A 20,054-nucleotide genomic window follows, 5' to 3' on the forward strand; every position below is an offset into this window, starting at 1 on the left:
ACGTCCCGACCTCGAAGGTCCTGGTTCCCACCTGTTGAAAACCGTGCTTGCGATAGAAGCTAATAGCTCGGTGGTTCGCCTGATTCGTCCCCAACCAAATCCCGCTTCGACCTAAGCCGCGAGCACGCTTCTCCGCACTCTCTAAGAGGGCCGCACCTACCCCTTTTCCGTGTGCCTCAGCGACAACATAGATGCGTCGCAGCTCAATGAGATCATCCCCCTTAACGGCCGGACCTCCCGCGGAGCCGTCTACCAACATGGAGTAACCCACGGCCGCACTCTCGCCGACACCCGCCAAGTAGAAATCCGTTCCCGCGGAACTCATGTGCTCACCGAACGCCACTTCGCTCAAACTGTGCTGAATGAAGTCTTGGATATCTTCCGACGCAGTATCCGGTGGGCAGGCTAGCGGGAAAGTTCGCTCCGCAATGTTTGCGAGCTGTGAGATGTCTATTGCGGTTGCCTGTCGCACCGAGATGTCGTTTGACACGGCTTCAGACTACGAGGTGGCGAAGCTCGTGTCCCAGCCCCTCGTCGGGGCGGAGAAGTTTCCTACGCGATGACGCGATGGTCTTGAGCCGAACGACGGTTGAGGCTGGACAATTTGCAACTGTCGCAGTAAGTCACCTCGTAGGAGGTCATCGGACCGCGGGTCGTCGAGTAGTCACGCCATTGGTCCACCACCCGTGTGGGGAAATCGCAGGAGGGGCAAGTGGGACCGCAGTCATGGTCATTTTCCGACATGCCTTCATTGTTGCCCATTCATGCTCCATATAAAACAATTTCAGGACACAAATGCGACACAAGAGTGACTTTTTTTGCGATATTGCCGCTAAGGAGACCAATAATCTTCGGAATTCGAAGGTTAACATACTGATTCCACACAGTTCATCTCAGACCTGCGACATTTGGTAGCTTCGCCCGACCTAGTCCGTCAGGCGTGCACTTTCGCTGGAAAGGTCCTCCGTACCATCCTGTTCCCGATAAGTCAGCAGGCGCTTTCGAACCGCGATCAGAGTTGCCACGATCGGCGCCGACAAGGTGGCACCGACCAAGCCGGCCAATGTGGCACCAACAATTGTCGATCCCAGGTTGACTATCGGATGCAAGGACAGTTTGTCGCTCGTGACCTTGGTCAGCAAAAGGGTCTGAATAAGATTCTGGGTGATAAGCACGACCGCCAGCATGATCAATGCGTCCTGCAATCCACCGGCCCCCAACGCCACCAGCACCGCGAAAGCACCGCTTACGATAGCGCCAAGATAAGGGATGAATGACGTCACAAAAGTCACAAGTGCGACCGTGAAGGCTAGTGGAATATCGAGCACGAGCATAGCCAGCCCAATCGTGATCGAGACCGGGATACTACTGATCGCCAATCCGGAAAAATAGGATCGGATCGAATCCGTAGCGTCATCCAACAAACCAGAACCAAGGGCTTTCGGTAATCCCATGCTCCCAGCAACCCAATCACGGATTGGTTGCCAGTCCTTTAGCAGGTAGTAGAGCAAAAAAACACCTATGAAAAGACCAATCAAGAAGGCCGCTACGCTAGAAAATCCAGCCTGAATAACACTGCTCGCTGCCCCGCTGGAAGCTCCCGAACCAACGGATTCCCACAGGGACTCCAGACCTTCTAGGGTCAAACCCTGCTGAGCGAGCCATTCCTGAATCACTGCCCAGCCTTGCGTTAACTGAGCGGAAATAAGGTCCCGCTGATCGAATACTCCTTTCACTGCTAGAAACACTGAAGCGACTGTGATCGAAATGAGCCCTAGTAATACGACCGCGGCCGACAGCGAGCGGGGGAGCCCGAGAGCAGCCAAGCGATCAACCAGAGGATAAAAGATCATTCCCACAACAACCGCCACCGTGAGCGGGATCAGGAGGCCCGACAACTGCGCGAGACCAAAATAGAGTCCCACTACTAATGCGATGAAGCCTAGGACGAGCCAGGCACCGAGTCCGAGACGCCTAAGCCAGCGAGGTAGCCCCTCCATTATTGTTTCGCTATTTTTTGACTCACCCATGGGCAAAAAATAGAGGGGGTCCACATCCCCAATGCAAACCGCGGGCGGGAAGGCATCTGTTAGTAGCTGGCTTTAAGCCGATCCGGTAAGTCGCCTAGCGGACTCAGGCCGCAAACAACTGGTGTCCCACCAAAGTCTCAATGGGACACCAAATGTTCACAGTTGGTGCGAAACGCAACCGTCGTGCGCGAGGGGGGAGTTGAACCCCCACGCCCTTGCGGGCACACGGACCTGAACCGTGCGCGTCTGCCTGTTCCGCCACTCGCGCGCAGATGTTTCAGAATAACACCGGAAAACTTACCGGAATCCCACCACGGCCCCCGGCAGGGCCCAGTCGCCGATAACATCGGCACCAGAAGAGGAACGGAGGTCGCCATGGGGTTACTCGATAACTTCGAGCAGCGCCTCGATCAGTTGGTCAACGGTAGTTTTGCGAAGGCCTTCCGCGATGCGGTTGAACCCGTCGAGCTGGCCTCGCGCATCCAAAAGGAGATGGACACTCGTTCCGCAGTCGTGAGTAAAGGCCGGACAGTAGTTCCCAACGTTTTTGCGATCGAGTTGGCCCCCAGCGACTTGGAGCGGCTGGATATCTACGACGAGCAAATGCGCGCGGAGTTGGCAGAAGTCGTTCGCCAGTACGCGGCCGAACAGCGCTACACCTTCCTGGGGCCAGTAGAGGTCTCCTTCAGCGAGGACCCCACCTTGGAGACCGGTATCTTCACCGTTCGCAGCCAAGCGCAGCGCGACAACCGGCCATCGGGTCCCCCTCCCGCACCAATCAGCCCGGTGCAAACCACTGGTCACCCCCGGCTGGTTATCGGGGCGCAGTCCTACCCACTCACCCGAGGTCGTATCCGGATCGGCCGGGGTAGTGGCGCCGACATCCGCATTGACGACCCTGGAATCAGTCGGGCTCATGCCGACATCCTGTTAGGCATGCCGGTGGTCATTCGAGATCTCGGCTCGACGAATGGCACCCTGCTTGAGGGACGCAAAGTCAGTGAGGCTCCGCTCTACGATGGCGCTCGAATTCAGTTAGGTTCAACCGTCGCAACGTATAGGGAAGCTTGATGTCGGAACTGGCGCTCACTCTCCTGCGGCTTGGTTTTCTCATGCTGCTGTGGGTTGGCATTTTTCAGACGCTCAACGTATTACGGCGCGACCTGAGGGCGCCGCGAGAGGCTAGGCCTACTACTGGGCCACCCGTCACCTCCGGGCCCTCACGGAAGAGCGGCCGGTCCAGCGCCAAGGGCTCGCGCCTTGTGATCACTGAGGGGCCACTGGCAGGAACCGTCGTTCCGCTGGGCTCAGCCACCGTGACTATTGGTCGAGCTCCCGACTCCACGTTGGTGTTGGACGATGATTACTCCTCAACTAATCACGCCAAGATTTATCGAGTGGATGAGCAGTGGGTTGTTGAGGATCTCAACTCCACCAACGGCACCTGGCTTAGCAAGACCCGGATTTCGCGGCCGACCGTGCTACCGGTGGATATGCCTTTGCGCGTTGGTAGAACTGTGATGCAGGTGCGCAAGTGAGTTCAATCCACCTTCGCTACGCCGCCCGGTCAGACGTCGGGCTGCGCCGTCCTGGCAACGAAGACAGTGGATTTGCCGACGGCAGCCTGATCATGGTGGCTGACGGTATGGGTGGCCACGCCGCTGGGGAATTGGCCAGCGCAATGGCCGTGGCAACGTTCGCCGAGATAGCCGCCGAGCCAGTTGCGGAAGCTGACGTTGCAGTGCACCTGACCGATGGCGTGGCAGAACTAGAGGAGCGGATTGGTGACGTGGTTGCTGCCGATCCCAGCAATCAGGGGATGGGCACCACCGTCACTGGCCTGGCGCCAAACGGTCCACATGTAGTGATCTTCCATGTCGGCGACTCTCGGGCCTACCTTCTGCGTGATGGGCAACTGGCACAGATCACCAAAGACCACACTTACGTGCAGAGTTTGGTGGATGCGGGCGAAATCACCCCTGACGAAGCACTGCGCCATCCCCGACGCAACCTACTGAACCGCGCAGTCGACGGTATCCACAGTGTGGAAGCCGATCTATCGGTGCGGGAGACCAGAGCGGGTGACCGCTTCCTGTTGTGCACGGACGGCTTGTCCGGCGTCGTCTCCGACGAGCGCATTGCCGAGGTGTTGTTGGAAGTTTCTGACCTCACCGCTGCGGTCACACAGCTAGTTGACATGGCGCTCGAGGCGGGCGCACCAGATAACGTGACCGTGGTCGTGGCTGACGTGCTTAACGAGACGAACGGTGACAGCGACGGGGTACCGGTGGTTGTCGGGGCCGCTGGCGAACCCCAGAACCGAGCGCGGCTTCCGCAGGTTCCCTGGCCCGAGGACGAACAACCCGATCCGGATCAAGTTTCACCGCCACCACCGCCACCTGCAGAACCGCTCGACTCGCAAGACCCTGAGTTGGAGCCACCGCGGCGGCCAGTCTGGATGAAATCAGCCATCATCGCGGTCGGAGCGGCTGTCGGCATACTTGCGCTCGTCGGCGTCTCGCTCACCTGGTGGATTTCGCAGCAGTGGTACGTCGGCGAGAGTGGTGGCTACGTCGCCATCTATCGAGGTGTGGAGGGAAATCTTGGTCCGGTGCCACTGCATCGAGTGGATGAGATTACCGACTTGCCGGTGAGTCAACTCCCCAGTTACGACCTCAACACCTTGCAGTCCGGGGTCGAAACAACGACACGGGCGGGCGCGGAGGAAGTCGTCGCTAACTTACGTGAGCAAGCCGCGAACTGTCAGGTGAATCCGGCGGATCCGGGCTGCCCCAAAGACGAGCTCCGCTGATGAGCGCACCTGCGACCGCATCACCACCACGATCTGTTGACCAACCGACCCGCCGTACCCAGGAACTGGGACTGCTGATTCTTGGTTTTGCCATCGGGGCGGTAGCGCTAGCGAATGTCGGTTGGGGGACGGGAATCGGACTCCCCGGGCGCTACTGGTTGTGCCTGGCTGTCATGGCCATCGCCGGAGTTCTCGCCCACCTCGCGGTTCGCCGCTGGGCGCCCTATGCCGAACCCATAATGTTGCCCACGGCCTACCTGTTGAACTTCCTCGGTCTCGCGATGATCTACCGCCTGGACATCGCTGCTGCCGAGCGTGCCGTGGAGAACGGTAGCCCCACCCCGACACCAGAGTCCTCCGGTCAACTCACCTGGACCATACTGGGCGTGCTGCTCCTCGGGGCGGTGCTGCTGCTGGTCAAGGATCACCGAAAGCTGCAGCGCTACACCTATATCTCCATGCTGCTCGGGGTACTGCTCCTACTGCTACCGCTGTTTCCCTTCATCGGTCACACCGTGAATGGAGCGACGCTGTGGATCAAGATCGGCCCACTCACTTTTCAGCCAGGTGAACTTGCCAAGATCGTGCTAACGCTGTTTCTAGCGGGCTACCTGGTCACCCATCGAGATTCGCTAGCTACCGTGCGCCGGAAAGTGCTGGGCATTTCACTGCCCCGATTGCGGGACACCGGTCCGCTGCTTGGCGCCTGGTTGCTCGCCTTGGCGATCATGGCCTTCGAGACCGACCTCGGCACTGCTTTGATCTTCTACGGCCTGTTCATCGCGATGGTCTACGTCGCGACTCAGCGGATCGGCTGGGTGATCCTGGGTGCCCTAATGTTCGCCCTCGGGGCCACGGTCTTGTATTTCCTGTTTGACCACGTCAAAGTTCGAGTTCAGATCTGGTTGGACCCGTTCCAATACGCCAACGACTCCGGCTACCAAATCGTGCAGTCGCTCTACGGCTTCGCCAACGGCGGCATGTTTGGGACCGGTTGGGGCCAGGGATATCCGCAGTTTGTTCCCTTCGCCAGCAGCGACTTCATTCTTGCCTCATTCGGTGAGGAACTGGGGCTGACCGGCATGATTGCGCTGCTGCTGTTTTACGGCATCCTGGTGCAACGTGGCTTCCGCACGGCAGTGGCTTGCCGTGACAGTTTCGGCCGGCTTTTCGCGGCCGGACTCGCCAGCGTCTTTGCACTGCAGGTGTTTGTTGTTGCCGGTGGCGTAACCAAGCTGATTCCCATGACCGGTCTCACCACTCCGTTCCTCTCAGCGGGTGGGTCGGCCCTCATCGCGAACTGGATCATGATCGGTCTGCTGTTGCGAATTTCCGACATCACCCGTCTGCCGAACCCACACGTCACGCCGGAACCAATGCGACCAGACGCTCAGGTGATCGCGCGATGACCCGCAGTCTTATCCGCCTAGCAGCGGTCTGCGCACTATTGCTGCTGGCCCTGCTGGCAAACCTGACCTTTATTCAGATCTACAAGGCGGACGAGTACCGATCCGCTAGCGGAAACGCCAGAGCGATCCTGCAGGAATACAGCCGAGATCGCGGGCCCATCCTGGTGGGCCGGAAAGCGGTCGCCGAAAGCGTGGAAACCAACGACGAACTGAAGTACTTGCGCACCTACTCCAACGGTCCGCTGTACGCGTCCGCCACCGGGTTCTACTCCCTGGTCTACGGCGCTACCAGTATCGAGCGCGCTGAAAACCCAGTTCTGGCCGGTACTGACGATCGACTGCTCTTCGACCGAATGCAGCAACTCATCGCGGGCCGGGATCCACAAGGTGGCACGGTCACCCTAGGTCTGGTGGCCCAAGCCCAGCAAGCAGCCTACGAAGGCCTTGCCGGACGCACGGGTGCAGTGGCAGCGATCGAGCCAAAGTCAGGAAAGATCCTGGCGTTGGCGCAGTCACCCTCGTTTGACCCCAATCAACTCTCCTCCCACAACAGCAGCGAAATCCAGAAGTACTACAAGAGGTTGACTGCGGACCCTGCCGAGCCGCTGCTGAATCGACCGATCGCTTCGTCCAGCCCGCCCGGCTCCACCTTCAAAGTTGTCGTTGCCGCCGCGGCACTAGAATCGGGTGAATTCACACCGCAATCGGTCATTCCCGGGCCGGAAACCTACACGCTGCCCGGCACCTCAACCAAAGTTCGCAACGCTTCTCGCACTGCCTGCTCGCCGACCGGCAAACTCACACTCACCGAGGCTCTTGTGGTCTCGTGTAATACCGCCTTCGCTTGGCTAGCCAACCAACTAGGCGACAACGCACTGCGCAAGCAATCGGAAGACTTTGGGTTTGGCACCACCTTCGAGGTTCCGATGCCTGCAGCCGCTGGTAGATACCCGGCCGACCCTGATGAGGCACAGACTGCACTCACTGGCATCGGACAGTTCGACGTGCGGGCGACTGCACTCAACATGGCACAGGTGGTGGGTGCGGTCGCACAAGGTGGATCGGTGATGTACCCCTACCTGGTCACCGAAATCGGTCGACCCGACAAGACCGTGTTGGATCGCACTCAGCCGCAGACCGTCGGGCGGGCCGTCTCCAGTCAGACCGCCGACCAGCTCACCAGCATGATGGTGCAGGTCGTCAGTCGGGGTACCGGAAGCAACGGTGCTATCCGGGGAGTCCCCGTCGCGGGTAAGACCGGAACTGCTGAAAATGGCGATGGATCACCGGATACTGTCTGGTTCACATCATTCGCGCCTGCAAGTACCCCGGAAGTTGCCGTCGCGGTCGTCTTGGAGCGCAATGGCGGTAGCGGCAACTCGCAAGCCGCACCCATTGCCCGGGCAGTGATGGAAGCAGTCTTGGGTCGATGACTAAGAATCCACACATGACAAGGCATCATAAGAACAGGCCATGACAAAGGAGAGCGCATGACCGACGAGCAAAACACCGCTGGCAACCAGCCTGACGATCAGGGCGCGGTACCCGAGCCGACACCGGTTCAGGGGTCCAGTTCAGTGGATGAGCCGACGATGAATGACGGTGCCGCGATGCCGCCAGTCGTTCCGCCCGGAGCTGGCAAGACCATGCTCGGTGATCGCTATGAGATCGGTGAACTGATCGGACGTGGCGGTATGGCTGAGGTTCACGAGGCTTATGATCTGCGGCTAGGACGTCGGGTAGCGGTGAAGATTCTGCGCCCGGAACTTGCCCGGGATCCGTCCTTCCATCAGCGGTTTCGTCGAGAGGCCCACAGCGCGGCCGCGCTCAACCACCCCAACATCGTCGCTGTTTACGACACTGGCGAGGGAACACTGGGCGCCGGTCCTACTGCCGTGACAGTTCCCTACATCGTCATGGAATACGTAGACGGTATGACGCTGCGGCAACTGCTGTCCAGCGGTCGTCGGCTACTACCGGAGCGCGCTCTCGACATCATTTCCCAGACTCTGGCCGCACTGGACTACAGCCACCGACATGGCATCGTGCACCGCGATATCAAGCCCGCCAACGTCATGTTGACGAAAGCTGGCGACGTCAAAGTCATGGACTTCGGCATCGCCCGAGCGCTTGCAGCCGAAGGTCAAACCATGACTGCCACCTCACAGGTCATGGGCACCGCTCAGTACCTCTCGCCGGAACAGGCTAAGGGTCAGGTTGTAGACGCCCGTTCCGACCTCTACTCCACAGGTTGTGTCCTCTACGAACTGCTTACCGATCGCGCCCCCTTCATGGGTGAAACGGCCGTTGCGGTGGCCTATCAGCACGTCAGTGAACAGCCGATCCCACCGTCCCAACTTGACGGACAAGTGACTCCCGAGATCGATTCCATCGTGCTGCGGGCGCTAGCCAAAGAGCCGGATGCGCGGTACCAAACCGCTGCGGAGTTCAAGGTCGACGTGGACAACGCCATCTCCGGCGCACCGGTCACTGCCCCCATCCCTGTGGTCAGTGAACCAAACCCCACACAGGCGATGCCACCAGTGGCACCCGCTCCAGTGGAGGAAGAAAAAAAGAAGAAATCACCATGGCTGTGGGTTGCCATTGCCGCAGTAATCTTGCTACTCCTCGGAGGTGCCGGGGCATTCGCAAACGGCCTCTTCGGCTCCAACCAGGCCGGAGACGTGGAAGTCCCAAAGGTCACCGGTCTGACGTTAAACGAGGCACAAAGTCAGTTGAGTTCTGCCGGCCTGCGAGTCGGTGACGTCAGCACCAAATCCTCCAATAAGCCCGACGGGACAGTGCTCCAACAGGATCCGTCAGCAGGAGAGATGCTGGACGAAGGTCAAGGGGTCAATCTGACTGTCTCCGGTGGACCCGGCGAGGCGGTAGTTCCCAACGTGGTGGGGCAAGCGAGTCCCGACGCCGCAAAGCGACAACTCGAGTTGGCTGACCTGGAACTGGGCAATGTTCGAGAACAAGACAGTGACCAACCAGAGGGCTACGTACTCAGTCAGTCCCCGGAGAACGGCACTTCTGTTGCCAAGGGCTCTCAGGTCAACATTGTGGTGTCCAACGGCTTGGTCGCTGTGGCGAACGTGGTCGGCCAGCAGCAACAAAACGCGCGCGACACGCTATCCGACCAAGGTCTACGGGTGAAAGTCCAAGAGAACTCCGGCAGTCAGCCATCGGGAACCGTCATCTCGCAGGATCCGACCGCTGGCACCAAAGTAAGCCGAGGAGACACCGTTACCTTGACAGTGTCCACTGGACCGACACCTACGCCGACGGCCACCAGCGAAAACCAGCAAAACCCGAGTCGGCAAGGGCAGTCCGCGCCACCTACTGAACTAACGCCACCCCAGGCTGAAGGCGACTTCCAACCCTAGGGAGCAACCTGGGTGGGTGCAGCAGCGACAACTGGACTGAGGTCAGCAGCTCGCTGTGGTGCCTCAGTGTCTCCGCAGGCGACCAACCAGTTAGCCAGTAGTTGGTGCCCGTGTTCAGTCAGGACTGATTCCGGATGGAACTGCACGCCCGCCACTGGGTGGATGCGATGCCGCAACCCCATAATGACGCCGCTAGCAGTTGTTGCGCTCACCTCGAGGTCGGCGGGCACGGTCTCGGGCGCTACGCCCAGCGAGTGGTACCTGGTAGCTGTAAAGGGAGAGGGCAAGTCTTGGAACACTCCTCGACCGTCGTGCTCGACCTGTGACGTCTTGCCGTGGAGCAGCTCCGGCGCCCGATCAACGATGGCACCGTAGACCTCAGCGATGGCCTGATGACCCAAACAGACGCCCAAGATCGGTACTTGCGCACCGTATTCGGCAATGATGGGGCGGCAGACGCCGGAATCTGCTGGGGTTCCCGGTCCCGGGCTCAGCAGCACACCGTCGTAGCCCAATACCGCCTTGGCCGATACCTTATCGTTGCGCTCCACAACCACTTCGGCACCGATTTGGGACAAGTACTGCGCCAGGTTGAAGACGAATGAGTCATAGTTATCGACAACGAGAATCCGTGGACCCTTCACAGTTCCACTCCTCTAACTGTTCTAACGATCATGGCGGAACTACTCTGCTCCACCACACTAGCCGCGGCCGGGTCGACGACACTAGCCGCGCCTGGCTGGCCAACCTCAGAGTTGTCGAACTCAATCTGAGTCTCCACCCAAGGGAATACCCAAACAAACAGCAATGCAATGGCGCCGAGGGTGAGAACGATGCTCAGCAGAACTCGCAGGAGTACCGGTCCCGGCAAGTGATGCCAGATCCATGCGTACATGTCAGTCATTACCCCTCGTGAGTTCGGGCGGGGGACCACCTGAACGCGGATACTCAGCGACCAACTCACCAAACCAGACGTAACGCTGCGCAGCCGAGTACATCGGATGACAGGCGTACATGGTCAGCAACTTCTGCTTCGGAGTCGCGTTCGACTTGCCTGGTACCGGGTCCAAGACCCAACCATCATTCGGACTAATGATCTTGTCGTTGTTCAGTTCGTAGACGAACCAACCATGTTTCGTTTCTACGATCACCGGGTCGCCGGGCTGGAGTTCCGCAATATCCATGAACGGTGCTCCATAGGTGGTTCGATGTCCGGCGATCGCAAAGTTACCCACTTGCCCTGGCAGCGCAGTGTCCTTGTGATGACCCACTCCCTGGGAAAGCAGCGAATGCTCCGTTCCCTCCACGATTGGTATGTCCCAGGACCGGTCTCCCAGGGCCGGAACGTAGAGCAGACCGAATGGCTGACCGACGGTGGTGTTGATATCGGTTTTGATCTCATCGTCAACTGGCGCCAAGTTCCACTCAAGCAACAGTTCGTCGCGGGTATCGGCCTGGGCTCGGGCGGCGAGCACATCGGTCCAGTACAACTGCCAACCGACAAAAAGCAGTAAAACTAGACCGGCGGTCACGAGGATTTCCCCGACTACGGAGAAGATTCGCCGGGTAGGCGAGGAACGCCGCGCGGCGGAACCATCGCTCATGCGTCCTCCCGAGTACCGACTTTCAGGGTATACGGGTGACGCCGCAATGCCCAGATCGACTGATTGCGGCCCCAGTAGGGCATGATGGGAGCAGCAACTGGAACCGGGAGGGACGCCGTGCCAGAATCGCGTCGCCGAAAAAGGGCTGCCTACACGCCGCCGCCGACGGGTAAGTCGAGCGAAGAGGACGAGCAGAAGAAGGTTCCGGTCAAAATCGGAAACTCACGCTGGCTAGCACCGCTGATGGTTGCGATGTTCATCATCGGACTTGCCTGGATTGTCGTGTGGTACGTATCGCCGGACAACGCTTTGATGGCGCCATTGGCCGGCTGGAACGTGGCCATCGGTTTCGTTTTCATTGGCATCGGCTTCGTGTTGTCCACAAAATGGGAGTAGTTTTCCACAAGCACGGCCTTGCTGGGCATAACTAGCCACTGGACCCCCACGCAACGTATTTGAGTACACGTTTTCCGTAGAATCTGCGGAATCCGTCGATAGATTCGGTGCTCCCCCCCTGATGACGCCTGCAATTGCCGCTAGCGGGTGAGCTCTAAGCAGCTGGCGAGTCTCTCCTGCTGCAGCATTATCCACAGGGCAGTGGATATGTGGATGATTACCCACACCTGTGTAGTTACATGTGGGTAGTTATCCGCAGTTGGGGATGAGTTGTGGATAAATCCGCTGGCTAAACTGACGGGTGCGCTTCAACACGGCATCCCGCGAAGGTCTGGCGATACTCCTCGTCGTTTTGGGAGTCGTGGCTTTCTCCGTGAATGCCGGGGTCTCCCGAATCGTGCTCGATGCCGGGGTGACACCTGCCGTTCTCTCTGGCGTACGGGCGGTCGGAGCGGCTGGCTTCTTGGCGTTGGCAGTGCTGATCTTTCGCCGGGCCCACTGGCGGATTCCCCGGCATGACCTGACGGTTCTGGTGGTCTACGGACTCGTGGGTCTGGGAGCACTGCCGCTGTTCTACTTCGAAGCTATCTCCCGGATCCCGATCGGATTGGCGCTCTTGCTGGAGTACCTAGCGCCGCTGTGGGTGGCGCTGTGGGCTCGATTCATCCGCAAGCAGCCGGTGAACCGATTGCTCTGGCCCGCCGTCGGACTCACCGTCCTTGGTTTGGGAATCATCGCAGCCACCGGCTTGGCCGACCTCGATCCGATTGGCGTCACAGCTGGGCTGGGGTGCAGCGTCGCGTTCGCAACATACTTCATCTTGGGTGAGCGCCTGGTGCAGCGCTCCGACCCGATCGTGGTGACCTTTTGGGGCTTCACTATCTCCGGCCTGCTGTGGACCTTCGTGGGTCTCACCGGTGTCGTAGGCGCATGGTGGTCGGTGTCATTGACCGCCGACGCCCAACTACCTGCGTCACTCGGTGCGGTCGTGTTTCCGCTCGGTGGCCTCTTGCTCTGGGTGATCTTACTGGGAACTGTGATCCCCTTCGGCGCCGAAACCGCAGCTATGCAATTCATCCCGGCAACGTTGGTGAGTGTGCTTGCCACCGCCGAGCCCATCGGCGCCGCGCTAGTGGCCTGGTGGCTTTTCGATCAGAGCCTTACCGGCTCGCAAATTGTCGGTGGTCTAGTGGTAGTTCTGGGAATCGTGTTGGCTCTGCTCAGCAGACCCAATCAGCACTTGCCCGCGCCCATCGAGTAGCTCACTTTGAATCGCGCTGGTGCGCACCATCATCATCGTCACGAGTACACCGCACACTGCCAGGACTCCCAGGGTCTGCCACAACACCTGACTGTCTTTGGGAGCGTAGGCCATAATTGCTGCTACCACAGCACCCACAGCGGCCCCGCCGAGATGCGCCCGCCAATCGATTCCTGCCACTACAAAGCCGATACCGATGTTGATAGCCAACAGCACCGCAATCTGCGTGACGTCGGCTTTAAGCGAATGTCCTGCCACCAGCAGGGCCGCCATCAGACCAAATATCGCGCCACTGGCTCCGACGGACAACGTGTTAAGCGGGCTGAAGGTATAGGAAGCGATGCTGCCGCCAAGCGCCGCTAGCAGGTACAACACCACGAACCGGACATGCCCCAGGATTGATTCCAGCGGCCGACCTACCAGCCAGAGCACCAGCATGTTGAAGCCAATATGAAGCAAACTGCCGTGCAAGAAAGCCGCAGTGAAGAGGCGCCACCATTCGCCTCCCAACGAGACCGCCGCCGGATACATGCCCCACTGCCGGATGACCGCATCCATACCGGCGACCATTTCCACGATGAACAGACCAACATTGATGCCGATCAGGACCTTAGTGACGTAAAAGTCCCGGATGGGTTCGCCACCCATTGGAGTTACTACCTGCCGGGTTTGCTGCTGTCCCTCACGGACGCACTCCGGGCACTGAAAGCCGACCGGTGCCGCTGACATGCAGTCAGGGCAGATCGGGCGGTGGCAACGCGAGCAGGAAATATAGGTCTCGTGGTCCGGGTGCCGATAGCAGGTGGGTGCTACCGCCTGGCTGTCGTCGTTCAGGACTCGACCTGTTCGATCGAGATGGAAGAGATCACCACATCCTGGCGTGGGCGATCCTGTGCGCCCGTCGGAACCGACTCGATGGCGTCAACCACTTCCTGCCCGGACACCACTTCGCCGAAAATGGTGTGTTTCCCAGTCAGCCAGGGCGTCTCGGCGGTCGTAATGAAGAACTGCGACCCATTCGTGTTGGGGCCTGCGTTGGCCATCGCCAACAAGTACGGCCGAGTGAAGGCAAGTTCTGGATGAATCTCGTCGGGGAACTGGTATCCGGGGCCGCCAGTGCCCTTACCCAGGGGGTCGCCACCTTGGATCATGAAGTTAGGAATCACCCGATGGAAGACCACGTTCTGATAGAGCGGATCGGTACTGGTGCGGCCAGTACCCGGATGTGTCCACTCGATTTCCCCGGTCGCTAGACCGGCGAAGTTCCGAACTGTCTTGGGCGCGTGGTTGGGGAACAGTTCCACTTTGATGTCGCCCTGCGAGGTGTGCAGTGTTGCGAAGGTTTTGGTTGCCACTTCGTCATCCTTTCATGCAGACAACAGCGATTGAGGGTTGCCCGGTGTCGCAGCGGCTCTGCTGCGACACCTTTCGGGCAGGAGTGGAGGCGAAGAGACTTGAACTCTCAACCCCCGCCTTGCAAAGGCGGTGCTCTGCCAGTTGAGCTACGCCCCCTGGCGGCCTAGTTGGCCTGGTTGTCGGAGCCCTCGGCTGCCGGCGGGTAGGTGGCACTGAAGTCCGGGGCGTTAGTCGCCTCGCTCCACAGATCCTCCTCGGCCCGGGAAGCCATTACCTGCCGGTACACCAAGTAGGCAGCGCCTACGACGACGCCCAGCAACAGCAGTTTCTTCATTGGATATCCCTTCTATCAGCGACAAGCACCGGAACGTGCACCATCGCCCGTGGGCCTAGATGGACTTGAACCATCGACCTCTTCCTTATCAGGGAAGCGCTCTAACCAGGCTGAGCTATAGGCCCGCACCTCAAGCAGGATACCGACAACCGTCGGTCATGCGAACACGGGGACGAAGATCAAGAGTCATCCGTGAGTGTGACCTGCAGGCCACCAGTAATTCCTACAGCCAGGTTGTAGAGGAAAGCGAACAGCGTGGCCAAGGCCGTGAGCAGGATTACCTCGAGCAGCGCGATCACGAAACTCACACCGATGATGCGCGAGAACGAGAAAAGGCTGGCTGGATCAAGGGTGTCGGCACCGCCGCCTGCGAGATCCGTCAACTGTGAAGTGACCTGATCTAGGGTCCCGCTCACCGTCAGCATCATCCAAATGATGGTGATTGCGACGATGTAGACGATGCCCAAGGCCAAGGTCAACATGAAAGCGTTCTTTGCCACTGACCACGGATCGATATGGGTGACAAAAAGGTGAGCGTGTCGAGCGCGCGCTTTGGGGGCAGGCGCATCTGCCCGACTCGAGCTCTTTGGGGACTGCGTTCGAGGAGCCGCTTTCCCGGGCTTTCCAGGCGTATTGGCGCTGGATTCACTAGTGGCCACCCGTGGCGAGGAACTACTCGTCACGCGGGGCTGCTGGCTGCTTGTTTCACTCGTTGGCTTGGCTGACATAGGCGAGTTCATCCGCTCTACTCCTTACTCAACTGGTCGGCTTCGGTGGTTGCATCTTGATCCCCTGCTGAGCCGAGACTACCCGGCTGCTGCCCGTCCGGTGCGGAATCCCCCTGTTCCGGCGATGCCGGTGAGGTTGTGTCGGCTTCGGGCAATTCCTCGTCGTCAAACTCTTGCTCAGCCGCTCGGGCCACGGCGACAACTGACTGCTCATTGGCCAAACCCATCACCGCCACACCCATAGTGTCTCGTCCTGTTGCCCGGATCTGCTCCACCGGGGTGCGGATGACGGTACCGGTGTCGGCAATGGCTAGCACTTCATCGCCAGGTTGACATACCAGCGCCCCAACTAGACCGCCACGATCCGCAACCAGCCGCATCGCCCGCACGCCCTGAATATTGCGGTTCTTGCGGCTCCATTCCGAAACCGGTGTCCGTTTACCGTAACCACCGTCGGTCAACGTCACCAGATACTGCTCGTCCTCCGCGACCTGCATGGCCAGCAGCTCATCACCTGAGCGCAGTTTAATCCCGCCGACACCACTTGTGGATCGCCCCATAGCACGTAGTTGTTGGTCATTGGCGGTAAAGCGGACGGACATTCCGGTACGACTGACCAACAACAGATCCTGCGCCTCACCCAACAACTCTGCTGAAATGACCTCGTCATCATCCACCAGGTTGATGGCTATAATTCCACCCGTACGGGGGGAGTTGTACTCCGAGAGTCGGGTCTTCTTCACTCGCCCGTTGCGGGTAGCGAGTACCAGGAACGGCTGGTCTTCATACGTTCGCAGCGGGAGGACCTGGGCAATCTCCTCATCTGGCTGGAACGCCAATAAGTTAGCGACGTGCTGACCTTTACCGTCGCGACCCACCTCCGGCAGTTGATAGGTCTTGGCCCGATAGACGCGACCTTTGTTCGTGAAGAACAGCACCCAGTTGTGTGTCGAAGTGACAAACAGGTGCTGGACAACATCGTCAGCACGCAACTGGGCACCGCGTACGCCCTTACCGCCCCGACGTTGTGACCGGTAGAGATCGAGAGCAGTTCGCTTGGCGTAGCCGCTGTGGGTGATGGTCACCACAGACTCGGTTTCAGCGATGAAGTCTTCATCCGCCATATCGCCTTCCCAAGGGGCGAACTCGGTGCGTCGCTCGTCACCGTACTTTTCGACGACGCCCGACAACTCCTCCGAGACGATTAGCCGCTGTCGCTCCGGCCGAGCCAAGATATCCTGCAAATCAGCTATCCGCGTCATCAGCTCCTCGTACTCATCGAGGATCTTCTGCCGTTCCAGAGCAGCAAGGCGACGCAACTGCATGTCGAGGATGGCGGTGGCCTGCACCTCGTCGATCTCCAGCAATTCCATTAAGCCAGCGCGAGCCGCGTCCACCGTGGCAGAAGCTCGGATCAGGGCAACCACCTCGTCAATGGCATCGAGCGCCTTGAGGTAGCCGCGCAAGATGTGTGCTCGCTCCTCGGCTTTGCGTAGCCGGAACCGAGAACGCCGTTGAATGACCTCAATCTGGTGTGCGATCCAGTAGGTGATGAACTGATCGAGCGCGAGAGTTCGTGGTTTGCCGTTGACCAAGGCCAACATGTTGGCACCAAACGAGTCCTGAAGTTGCGTGTGCTTGTACAGGTTGTTGAGCACGACCTGCGCGACTGCGTCCCGCTTTAACTCGATGACTAGTCGCATGCCGGTGCGGGAGGAGGAGTCGTCCCGCACATCAGCAATCCCGCTGAGTTTGCCTTCACGGACTAGTTCGGCGATGCGCAGCAACAGGTTGTCAGGGTTGACCTGGTAAGGGAGCTCGGTGACGATCAGCAACTGACGCGAGCGTGAATCTTCTTCGACCTCAACCCGAGCGCGAGTCACAATGGAGCCTCGACCAGTTCGATATGCCTCATCGATGCCGCGGCGGCCCACGATGATTCCCCCGGTCGGGAAATCCGGACCCTTCACTCGCTCGAGGAGTGCGGTCAGTAGTTCCTCACGGCTCGCCTCAGGGTTCTCGAGGGCCCACAGCGCTCCAGCGGCCACCTCGCGCAAGTTGTGTGGCGGGATATTGGTAGCCATGCCCACCGCGATGCCGGCGCTGCCGTTGACGAGCAGATTCGGAAATCTCGCTGGCAAGACCAGTGGTTCTTCAGTCTTACCGTCGTAGTTGGGTTGAAAGTCAACCGTTTCTTCGTCAATGTCACGCACGATCTCCATCGCGAGTGGCTTCATTCGGCACTCGGTGTAGCGCATCGCTGCTGCAGGATCGTTACCTGGTGAGCCGAAGTTTCCTTGACCGTCAACTAGGGGGTAGCGCAAACTCCATGGCTGAGCCAACCGGACCAAGGTGTCGTAGATCGCACTGTCACCGTGAGGGTGATAGTGGCCCATCACGTCTCCGACGACTCGGGCGCACTTGCTGTAACCCCGATCAGGTCGATAGCCACCGTCGTACATCGCGAAGATCACTCGGCGATGGACTGGCTTTAGACCGTCGCGGACGTCGGGCAACGCACGAGACACAATCACCGACATGGCGTAGTCCATGTAGGACTTCTTCATCTCCTCACGGAGATCAACTGGTTCGATCCGCTCAGGATCGACTATGACAATGTCATCTTCCGGCACAGTGTTTCCTTCTGATCAGACGTCCAGAAAGCGGACGTCTGATGCGTTTTCTTGGATGAACTTCCGACGTGCTGCCACGTCCTCACCCATTAGTTGGCTGAAAATTTCGTCTGCCTCAGCTGCACTGTCGATATCTACTCGCAGCATCGTCCGATTACTCGGATCCATAGTCGTTTCCCACAGTTCGCTGGCGTTCATTTCGCCCAGTCCCTTGTATCGCTGCACCTCACCACCACGTCGAAGTTTGCGACCATCTGCTTTGCCAGCCGCTAGGAGTGCATCTCGTTCTCGATCCGAGTAGGCATACTCGGGTTCGCCTTGCGACCAGTCGATCTTGTACAGCGGTGGCTGAGCCAAATAAACAAAACCACTTTCAATGATTTCTGGCATGAAGCGGAACAGGAAAGTCAACAGCAGCGTGCGAATGTGTTGACCGTCCACGTCTGCATCCGCCATCAACACAATCTTGTGATAGCGCAGTTTTCCGGTGTCGAATTCTTCCTTTACGCCGGTACCCAAGGCCGAGACAATTGCCTGCACTTCATTATTGTTCAGCGCTCGATCAATACGGGCCTTCTCTACGTTGAGAATCTTTCCTCGAATCGGCAAGATTGCCTGAATCCGAGGATCGCGACCGCTGCGGGCACTACCTCCGGCGGAGTCACCCTCAACGATGAAGATTTCACATTCTTCCGGTTCCCGGGAGGAGCAATCGATCAGCTTGCCCGGCAGACCCGCGCCACCGAGTAGACCCTTTCGGTTGCGGGCAAGATCACGGGCTTTGCGGGCTGCGAACCGGGCTGCCGCAGCATCAACAGACTTCCGGGCGATGCTCTTACCTTCTGCTGGGTTGGCCTCAAACCAAGCACCGAGGTGGTCGTTGACGACTTTCTGCACAAAAGTTTTGGCCTCAGTGTTTCCCAGCTTTCCCTTGGTTTGACCTTCGAACTGGGGTTCGGCGAGCTTGAGTGAAATAATCGCGGTTAAACCTTCGCGGATGTCCTCACCGGACAGGTTTGCCTGCTTTTCTCTCAGGACCCCCCACTCCCGAGCAAACTTGTTGACCAGCGACGTCAACGCCGTCCGGAAACCCTCCTCATGAGTGCCACCGCCCACGGTATTGATGGTGTTCGCAAAGGTGTAGACCGATTCGTTGAATCCCTGATTCCACTGCAAGGCCACATCCAGGGTCATTCGTCCCTCACCGTCCTCACCACTAAAACTGATCACACTCGGGTTGGCGGCCCCCTTGGTGGAGTTCAAGTGCGTGACGAAATCCGCGATTCCGCCGGCATAGTGGTAGGTCACCTGACGTCGCTGATCTAGCGGCTCCGACTCCACTACCTGATCGGGTTCAACTGGTGGATGCTCTCGATCGTCGATGAGCTCGATCTTGAGTCCCTGATTCAAGAACGCCATCTCCTGGAACCGAGCAGCAAGAGTCTCAAATTCAAAGTGAGTCGTCTCAAAAATCTCATCATCGGGCCAGAACGTGATGGTTGTACCCGAGCGATCAGTTGTTTCGCCCTGCGCCAGCGCCTCATCCGGAACTCCGCCGGTGTAGCTCTGTCGCCATACCGATCCGTCCCGATGAACCTCGGCAGTGATCCGCGAGGACAGCGCGTTGACCACCGATACGCCAACTCCGTGCAGACCGCCGGAGACTGAGTAACCGCTCCCGCCGAACTTACCGCCCGCATGCAGCACGGTCAGCACGATTTCTATGGCAGGTCGCCCTTCTTCGGGGTGGATGTCCACTGGAATTCCGCGGCCGTTGTCGGTGACCCGGACACCACCATCGGTGAGTAGCTCCACTTCAATGTGATCGCAGTAGCCGGCCATGGCCTCATCTACTGCGTTGTCCACCACCTCGTAGACCAAGTGGTGCAGCCCACGCTCACCAGTGGATCCGATGTACATTCCCGGGCGTTTGCGGACGGCTTCTAAACCTTCGAGCACCGTAATGGCGCTTGCGTCGTAAGACAACGACTCTCCTTGCTGGCACAGAACGCGGTATCGCCACGAGATGGCCGATACGTACAAGCTCTTTGGATACGGTTCGTGTGAACCCCAACGTCTGCCATCCTACCGTGAAAATGTTC

The 20,054-nt window shown here is 59.0% G+C and carries 19 protein-coding genes and 3 tRNA genes; 8 read left to right on the forward strand and 14 right to left on the reverse strand.

Going from position 1 to position 20,054, the window contains the following annotated elements:
* The 3 genes from K0U62_02975 to K0U62_02985 form a co-directional block, all read right to left on the reverse strand.
* Window positions 1–490, reverse strand: a 490-nt coding sequence (locus K0U62_02975) for a GNAT family N-acetyltransferase (GenBank protein ID MCH9800483.1), incomplete at its 3' end; no start/stop codon positions are given.
* A 436-nt stretch (window positions 491–926) separates the two neighbouring features.
* On the reverse strand, window positions 927–2,030 hold the full coding sequence (locus tag K0U62_02980) for an AI-2E family transporter (protein MCH9800484.1): 1,104 nt from the start codon (window positions 2,028–2,030) through the stop codon (window positions 927–929).
* A 184-nt stretch (window positions 2,031–2,214) separates the two neighbouring features.
* Window positions 2,215–2,298 (reverse strand) — tRNA-Leu (locus K0U62_02985).
* Between the two features lie 107 nt (window positions 2,299–2,405).
* On the opposite strand from K0U62_02985, the gene K0U62_02990 reads away from it, so the two are divergent.
* The 6 genes from K0U62_02990 to pknB all read left to right on the forward strand — a co-directional run bounded on the left by K0U62_02990 (window position 2,406) and on the right by pknB (window position 9,640).
* The gene (locus K0U62_02990) at window positions 2,406–3,101 is read left to right on the forward strand and encodes a DUF3662 and FHA domain-containing protein (protein MCH9800485.1); all 696 of its coding nucleotides are present in this window, start codon (window positions 2,406–2,408) and stop codon (window positions 3,099–3,101) included.
* Window positions 3,101–3,568 carry an FHA domain-containing protein gene (locus K0U62_02995; GenBank protein MCH9800486.1) on the forward strand — a complete coding sequence of 156 codons (468 nt, stop codon included), beginning with the start codon at window positions 3,101–3,103 and terminating at the stop codon, window positions 3,566–3,568. Before K0U62_02990 ends, K0U62_02995 begins: the two co-directional genes overlap by 1 nt.
* Window positions 3,565–4,842, forward strand: coding sequence for a protein phosphatase 2C domain-containing protein (locus K0U62_03000; protein MCH9800487.1), 1,278 nt, complete (start codon window positions 3,565–3,567; stop codon window positions 4,840–4,842). The genes K0U62_02995 and K0U62_03000 overlap by 4 nt, the downstream gene beginning before the upstream one ends.
* Entirely contained in the window at window positions 4,842–6,251 is a 1,410-nt protein-coding gene (locus tag K0U62_03005) for an FtsW/RodA/SpoVE family cell cycle protein (GenBank protein MCH9800488.1), read from the forward strand. The genes K0U62_03000 and K0U62_03005 overlap by 1 nt, the downstream gene beginning before the upstream one ends.
* Window positions 6,248–7,684, forward strand: a complete 1,437-nt coding sequence (locus K0U62_03010; GenBank protein ID MCH9800489.1) for a serine hydrolase — start codon at window positions 6,248–6,250, stop codon at window positions 7,682–7,684. Before K0U62_03005 ends, K0U62_03010 begins: the two co-directional genes overlap by 4 nt.
* 213 nt (window positions 7,685–7,897) lie before the next feature.
* Entirely contained in the window at window positions 7,898–9,640 is a 1,743-nt protein-coding gene (gene pknB / locus K0U62_03015) for a Stk1 family PASTA domain-containing Ser/Thr kinase (GenBank protein MCH9800490.1), read from the forward strand.
* Here pknB and K0U62_03020 read toward each other — a convergent pair.
* Genes K0U62_03020 through K0U62_03030 form a run of 3 tightly spaced genes read right to left on the reverse strand, consistent with a single transcriptional unit; the run spans window position 9,637 to window position 11,244 of the window.
* Complete coding sequence (locus K0U62_03020) at window positions 9,637–10,284, reverse strand: aminodeoxychorismate/anthranilate synthase component II (GenBank protein MCH9800491.1); 648 nt, start codon at window positions 10,282–10,284, stop codon at window positions 9,637–9,639. The two genes, pknB and K0U62_03020, sit on opposite strands and share 4 nt — an antisense overlap.
* A complete protein-coding gene (locus tag K0U62_03025) occupies window positions 10,281–10,544 on the reverse strand; it encodes a hypothetical protein (GenBank protein MCH9800492.1) in 264 nt (87 codons plus the stop codon). Before K0U62_03025 ends, K0U62_03020 begins: the two co-directional genes overlap by 4 nt.
* Complete coding sequence (locus K0U62_03030; protein ID MCH9800493.1) at window positions 10,537–11,244, reverse strand: class E sortase; 708 nt, start codon at window positions 11,242–11,244, stop codon at window positions 10,537–10,539. The genes K0U62_03025 and K0U62_03030 overlap by 8 nt, the downstream gene beginning before the upstream one ends.
* 117 nt (window positions 11,245–11,361) lie before the next feature.
* On the opposite strand from K0U62_03030, the gene K0U62_03035 reads away from it, so the two are divergent.
* Window positions 11,362–11,640 (forward strand): cell division protein CrgA, encoded by a 279-nt coding sequence (locus tag K0U62_03035; GenBank protein MCH9800494.1) that lies wholly within the window; start codon window positions 11,362–11,364, stop codon window positions 11,638–11,640.
* 301 nt (window positions 11,641–11,941) lie between these two features.
* Window positions 11,942–12,901, forward strand: a complete 960-nt coding sequence (locus K0U62_03040) for an EamA family transporter (protein ID MCH9800495.1) — start codon at window positions 11,942–11,944, stop codon at window positions 12,899–12,901.
* Here the strand turns inward: K0U62_03040 and K0U62_03045 are convergent.
* The 8 genes from K0U62_03045 to gyrB all read right to left on the reverse strand — a co-directional run bounded on the left by K0U62_03045 (window position 12,827) and on the right by gyrB (window position 19,995).
* Window positions 12,827–13,630, reverse strand: a complete 804-nt coding sequence (locus K0U62_03045; GenBank protein MCH9800496.1) for a rhomboid family intramembrane serine protease — start codon at window positions 13,628–13,630, stop codon at window positions 12,827–12,829. The two genes, K0U62_03040 and K0U62_03045, sit on opposite strands and share 75 nt — an antisense overlap.
* A 101-nt stretch (window positions 13,631–13,731) precedes the next feature.
* Window positions 13,732–14,256, reverse strand: a complete 525-nt coding sequence (locus tag K0U62_03050; protein MCH9800497.1) for a peptidylprolyl isomerase — start codon at window positions 14,254–14,256, stop codon at window positions 13,732–13,734.
* Window positions 14,257–14,340: 84 nt separating this feature from the next.
* Window positions 14,341–14,413: transfer RNA gene (locus tag K0U62_03055), tRNA-Ala, on the reverse strand.
* A gap of 7 nt (window positions 14,414–14,420) precedes the next feature.
* On the reverse strand, window positions 14,421–14,591 hold the full coding sequence (locus K0U62_03060) for a DLW-39 family protein (GenBank protein ID MCH9800498.1): 171 nt from the start codon (window positions 14,589–14,591) through the stop codon (window positions 14,421–14,423).
* Window positions 14,592–14,641: 50 nt separating this feature from the next.
* Window positions 14,642–14,716, reverse strand: a tRNA-Ile gene (locus tag K0U62_03065).
* 54 nt (window positions 14,717–14,770) lie between these two features.
* Complete coding sequence (locus K0U62_03070; GenBank protein MCH9800499.1) at window positions 14,771–15,331, reverse strand: DUF3566 domain-containing protein; 561 nt, start codon at window positions 15,329–15,331, stop codon at window positions 14,771–14,773.
* A 5-nt stretch (window positions 15,332–15,336) separates the two neighbouring features.
* The gene (gene gyrA, locus K0U62_03075) at window positions 15,337–17,886 is read right to left on the reverse strand and encodes a DNA gyrase subunit A (GenBank protein ID MCH9800500.1); all 2,550 of its coding nucleotides are present in this window, start codon (window positions 17,884–17,886) and stop codon (window positions 15,337–15,339) included.
* 81 nt (window positions 17,887–17,967) lie between these two features.
* Window positions 17,968–19,995, reverse strand: coding sequence for a DNA topoisomerase (ATP-hydrolyzing) subunit B (gene gyrB / locus K0U62_03080; GenBank protein ID MCH9800501.1), 2,028 nt, complete (start codon window positions 19,993–19,995; stop codon window positions 17,968–17,970).
* Window positions 19,996–20,054 lie beyond the last annotated feature (59 nt).

It is taken from the genome of Actinomycetes bacterium, from assembly GCA_022599915.1.
Taxonomy (GTDB): Bacteria; Actinomycetota; Actinomycetes; order S36-B12.

Coding starts and splice junctions, on each gene's coding strand:
- K0U62_02980 (MCH9800484.1), bottom strand. CDS start 2,030: ATGGGTGAGTCAAAAAATAGCGAAACAATAATGGAGGGGCTACCTCGC.
- K0U62_02990 (MCH9800485.1), top strand. CDS start 2,406: ATGGGGTTACTCGATAACTTCGAGCAGCGCCTCGATCAGTTGGTCAAC.
- K0U62_02995 (MCH9800486.1), top strand. CDS start 3,101: ATGTCGGAACTGGCGCTCACTCTCCTGCGGCTTGGTTTTCTCATGCTG.
- K0U62_03005 (MCH9800488.1), top strand. CDS start 4,842: ATGAGCGCACCTGCGACCGCATCACCACCACGATCTGTTGACCAACCG.
- K0U62_03010 (MCH9800489.1), top strand. CDS start 6,248: ATGACCCGCAGTCTTATCCGCCTAGCAGCGGTCTGCGCACTATTGCTG.
- pknB (MCH9800490.1), top strand. CDS start 7,898: ATGCTCGGTGATCGCTATGAGATCGGTGAACTGATCGGACGTGGCGGT.
- K0U62_03025 (MCH9800492.1), bottom strand. CDS start 10,544: ATGACTGACATGTACGCATGGATCTGGCATCACTTGCCGGGACCGGTA.
- K0U62_03030 (MCH9800493.1), bottom strand. CDS start 11,244: ATGAGCGATGGTTCCGCCGCGCGGCGTTCCTCGCCTACCCGGCGAATC.
- K0U62_03045 (MCH9800496.1), bottom strand. CDS start 13,630: ATGTCAGCGGCACCGGTCGGCTTTCAGTGCCCGGAGTGCGTCCGTGAG.
- K0U62_03060 (MCH9800498.1), bottom strand. CDS start 14,591: ATGAAGAAACTGCTGTTGCTGGGCGTCGTCGTAGGCGCTGCCTACTTG.
- K0U62_03070 (MCH9800499.1), bottom strand. CDS start 15,331: ATGAACTCGCCTATGTCAGCCAAGCCAACGAGTGAAACAAGCAGCCAG.
- gyrA (MCH9800500.1), bottom strand. CDS start 17,886: ATGAAGAAGTCCTACATGGACTACGCCATGTCGGTGATTGTGTCTCGT.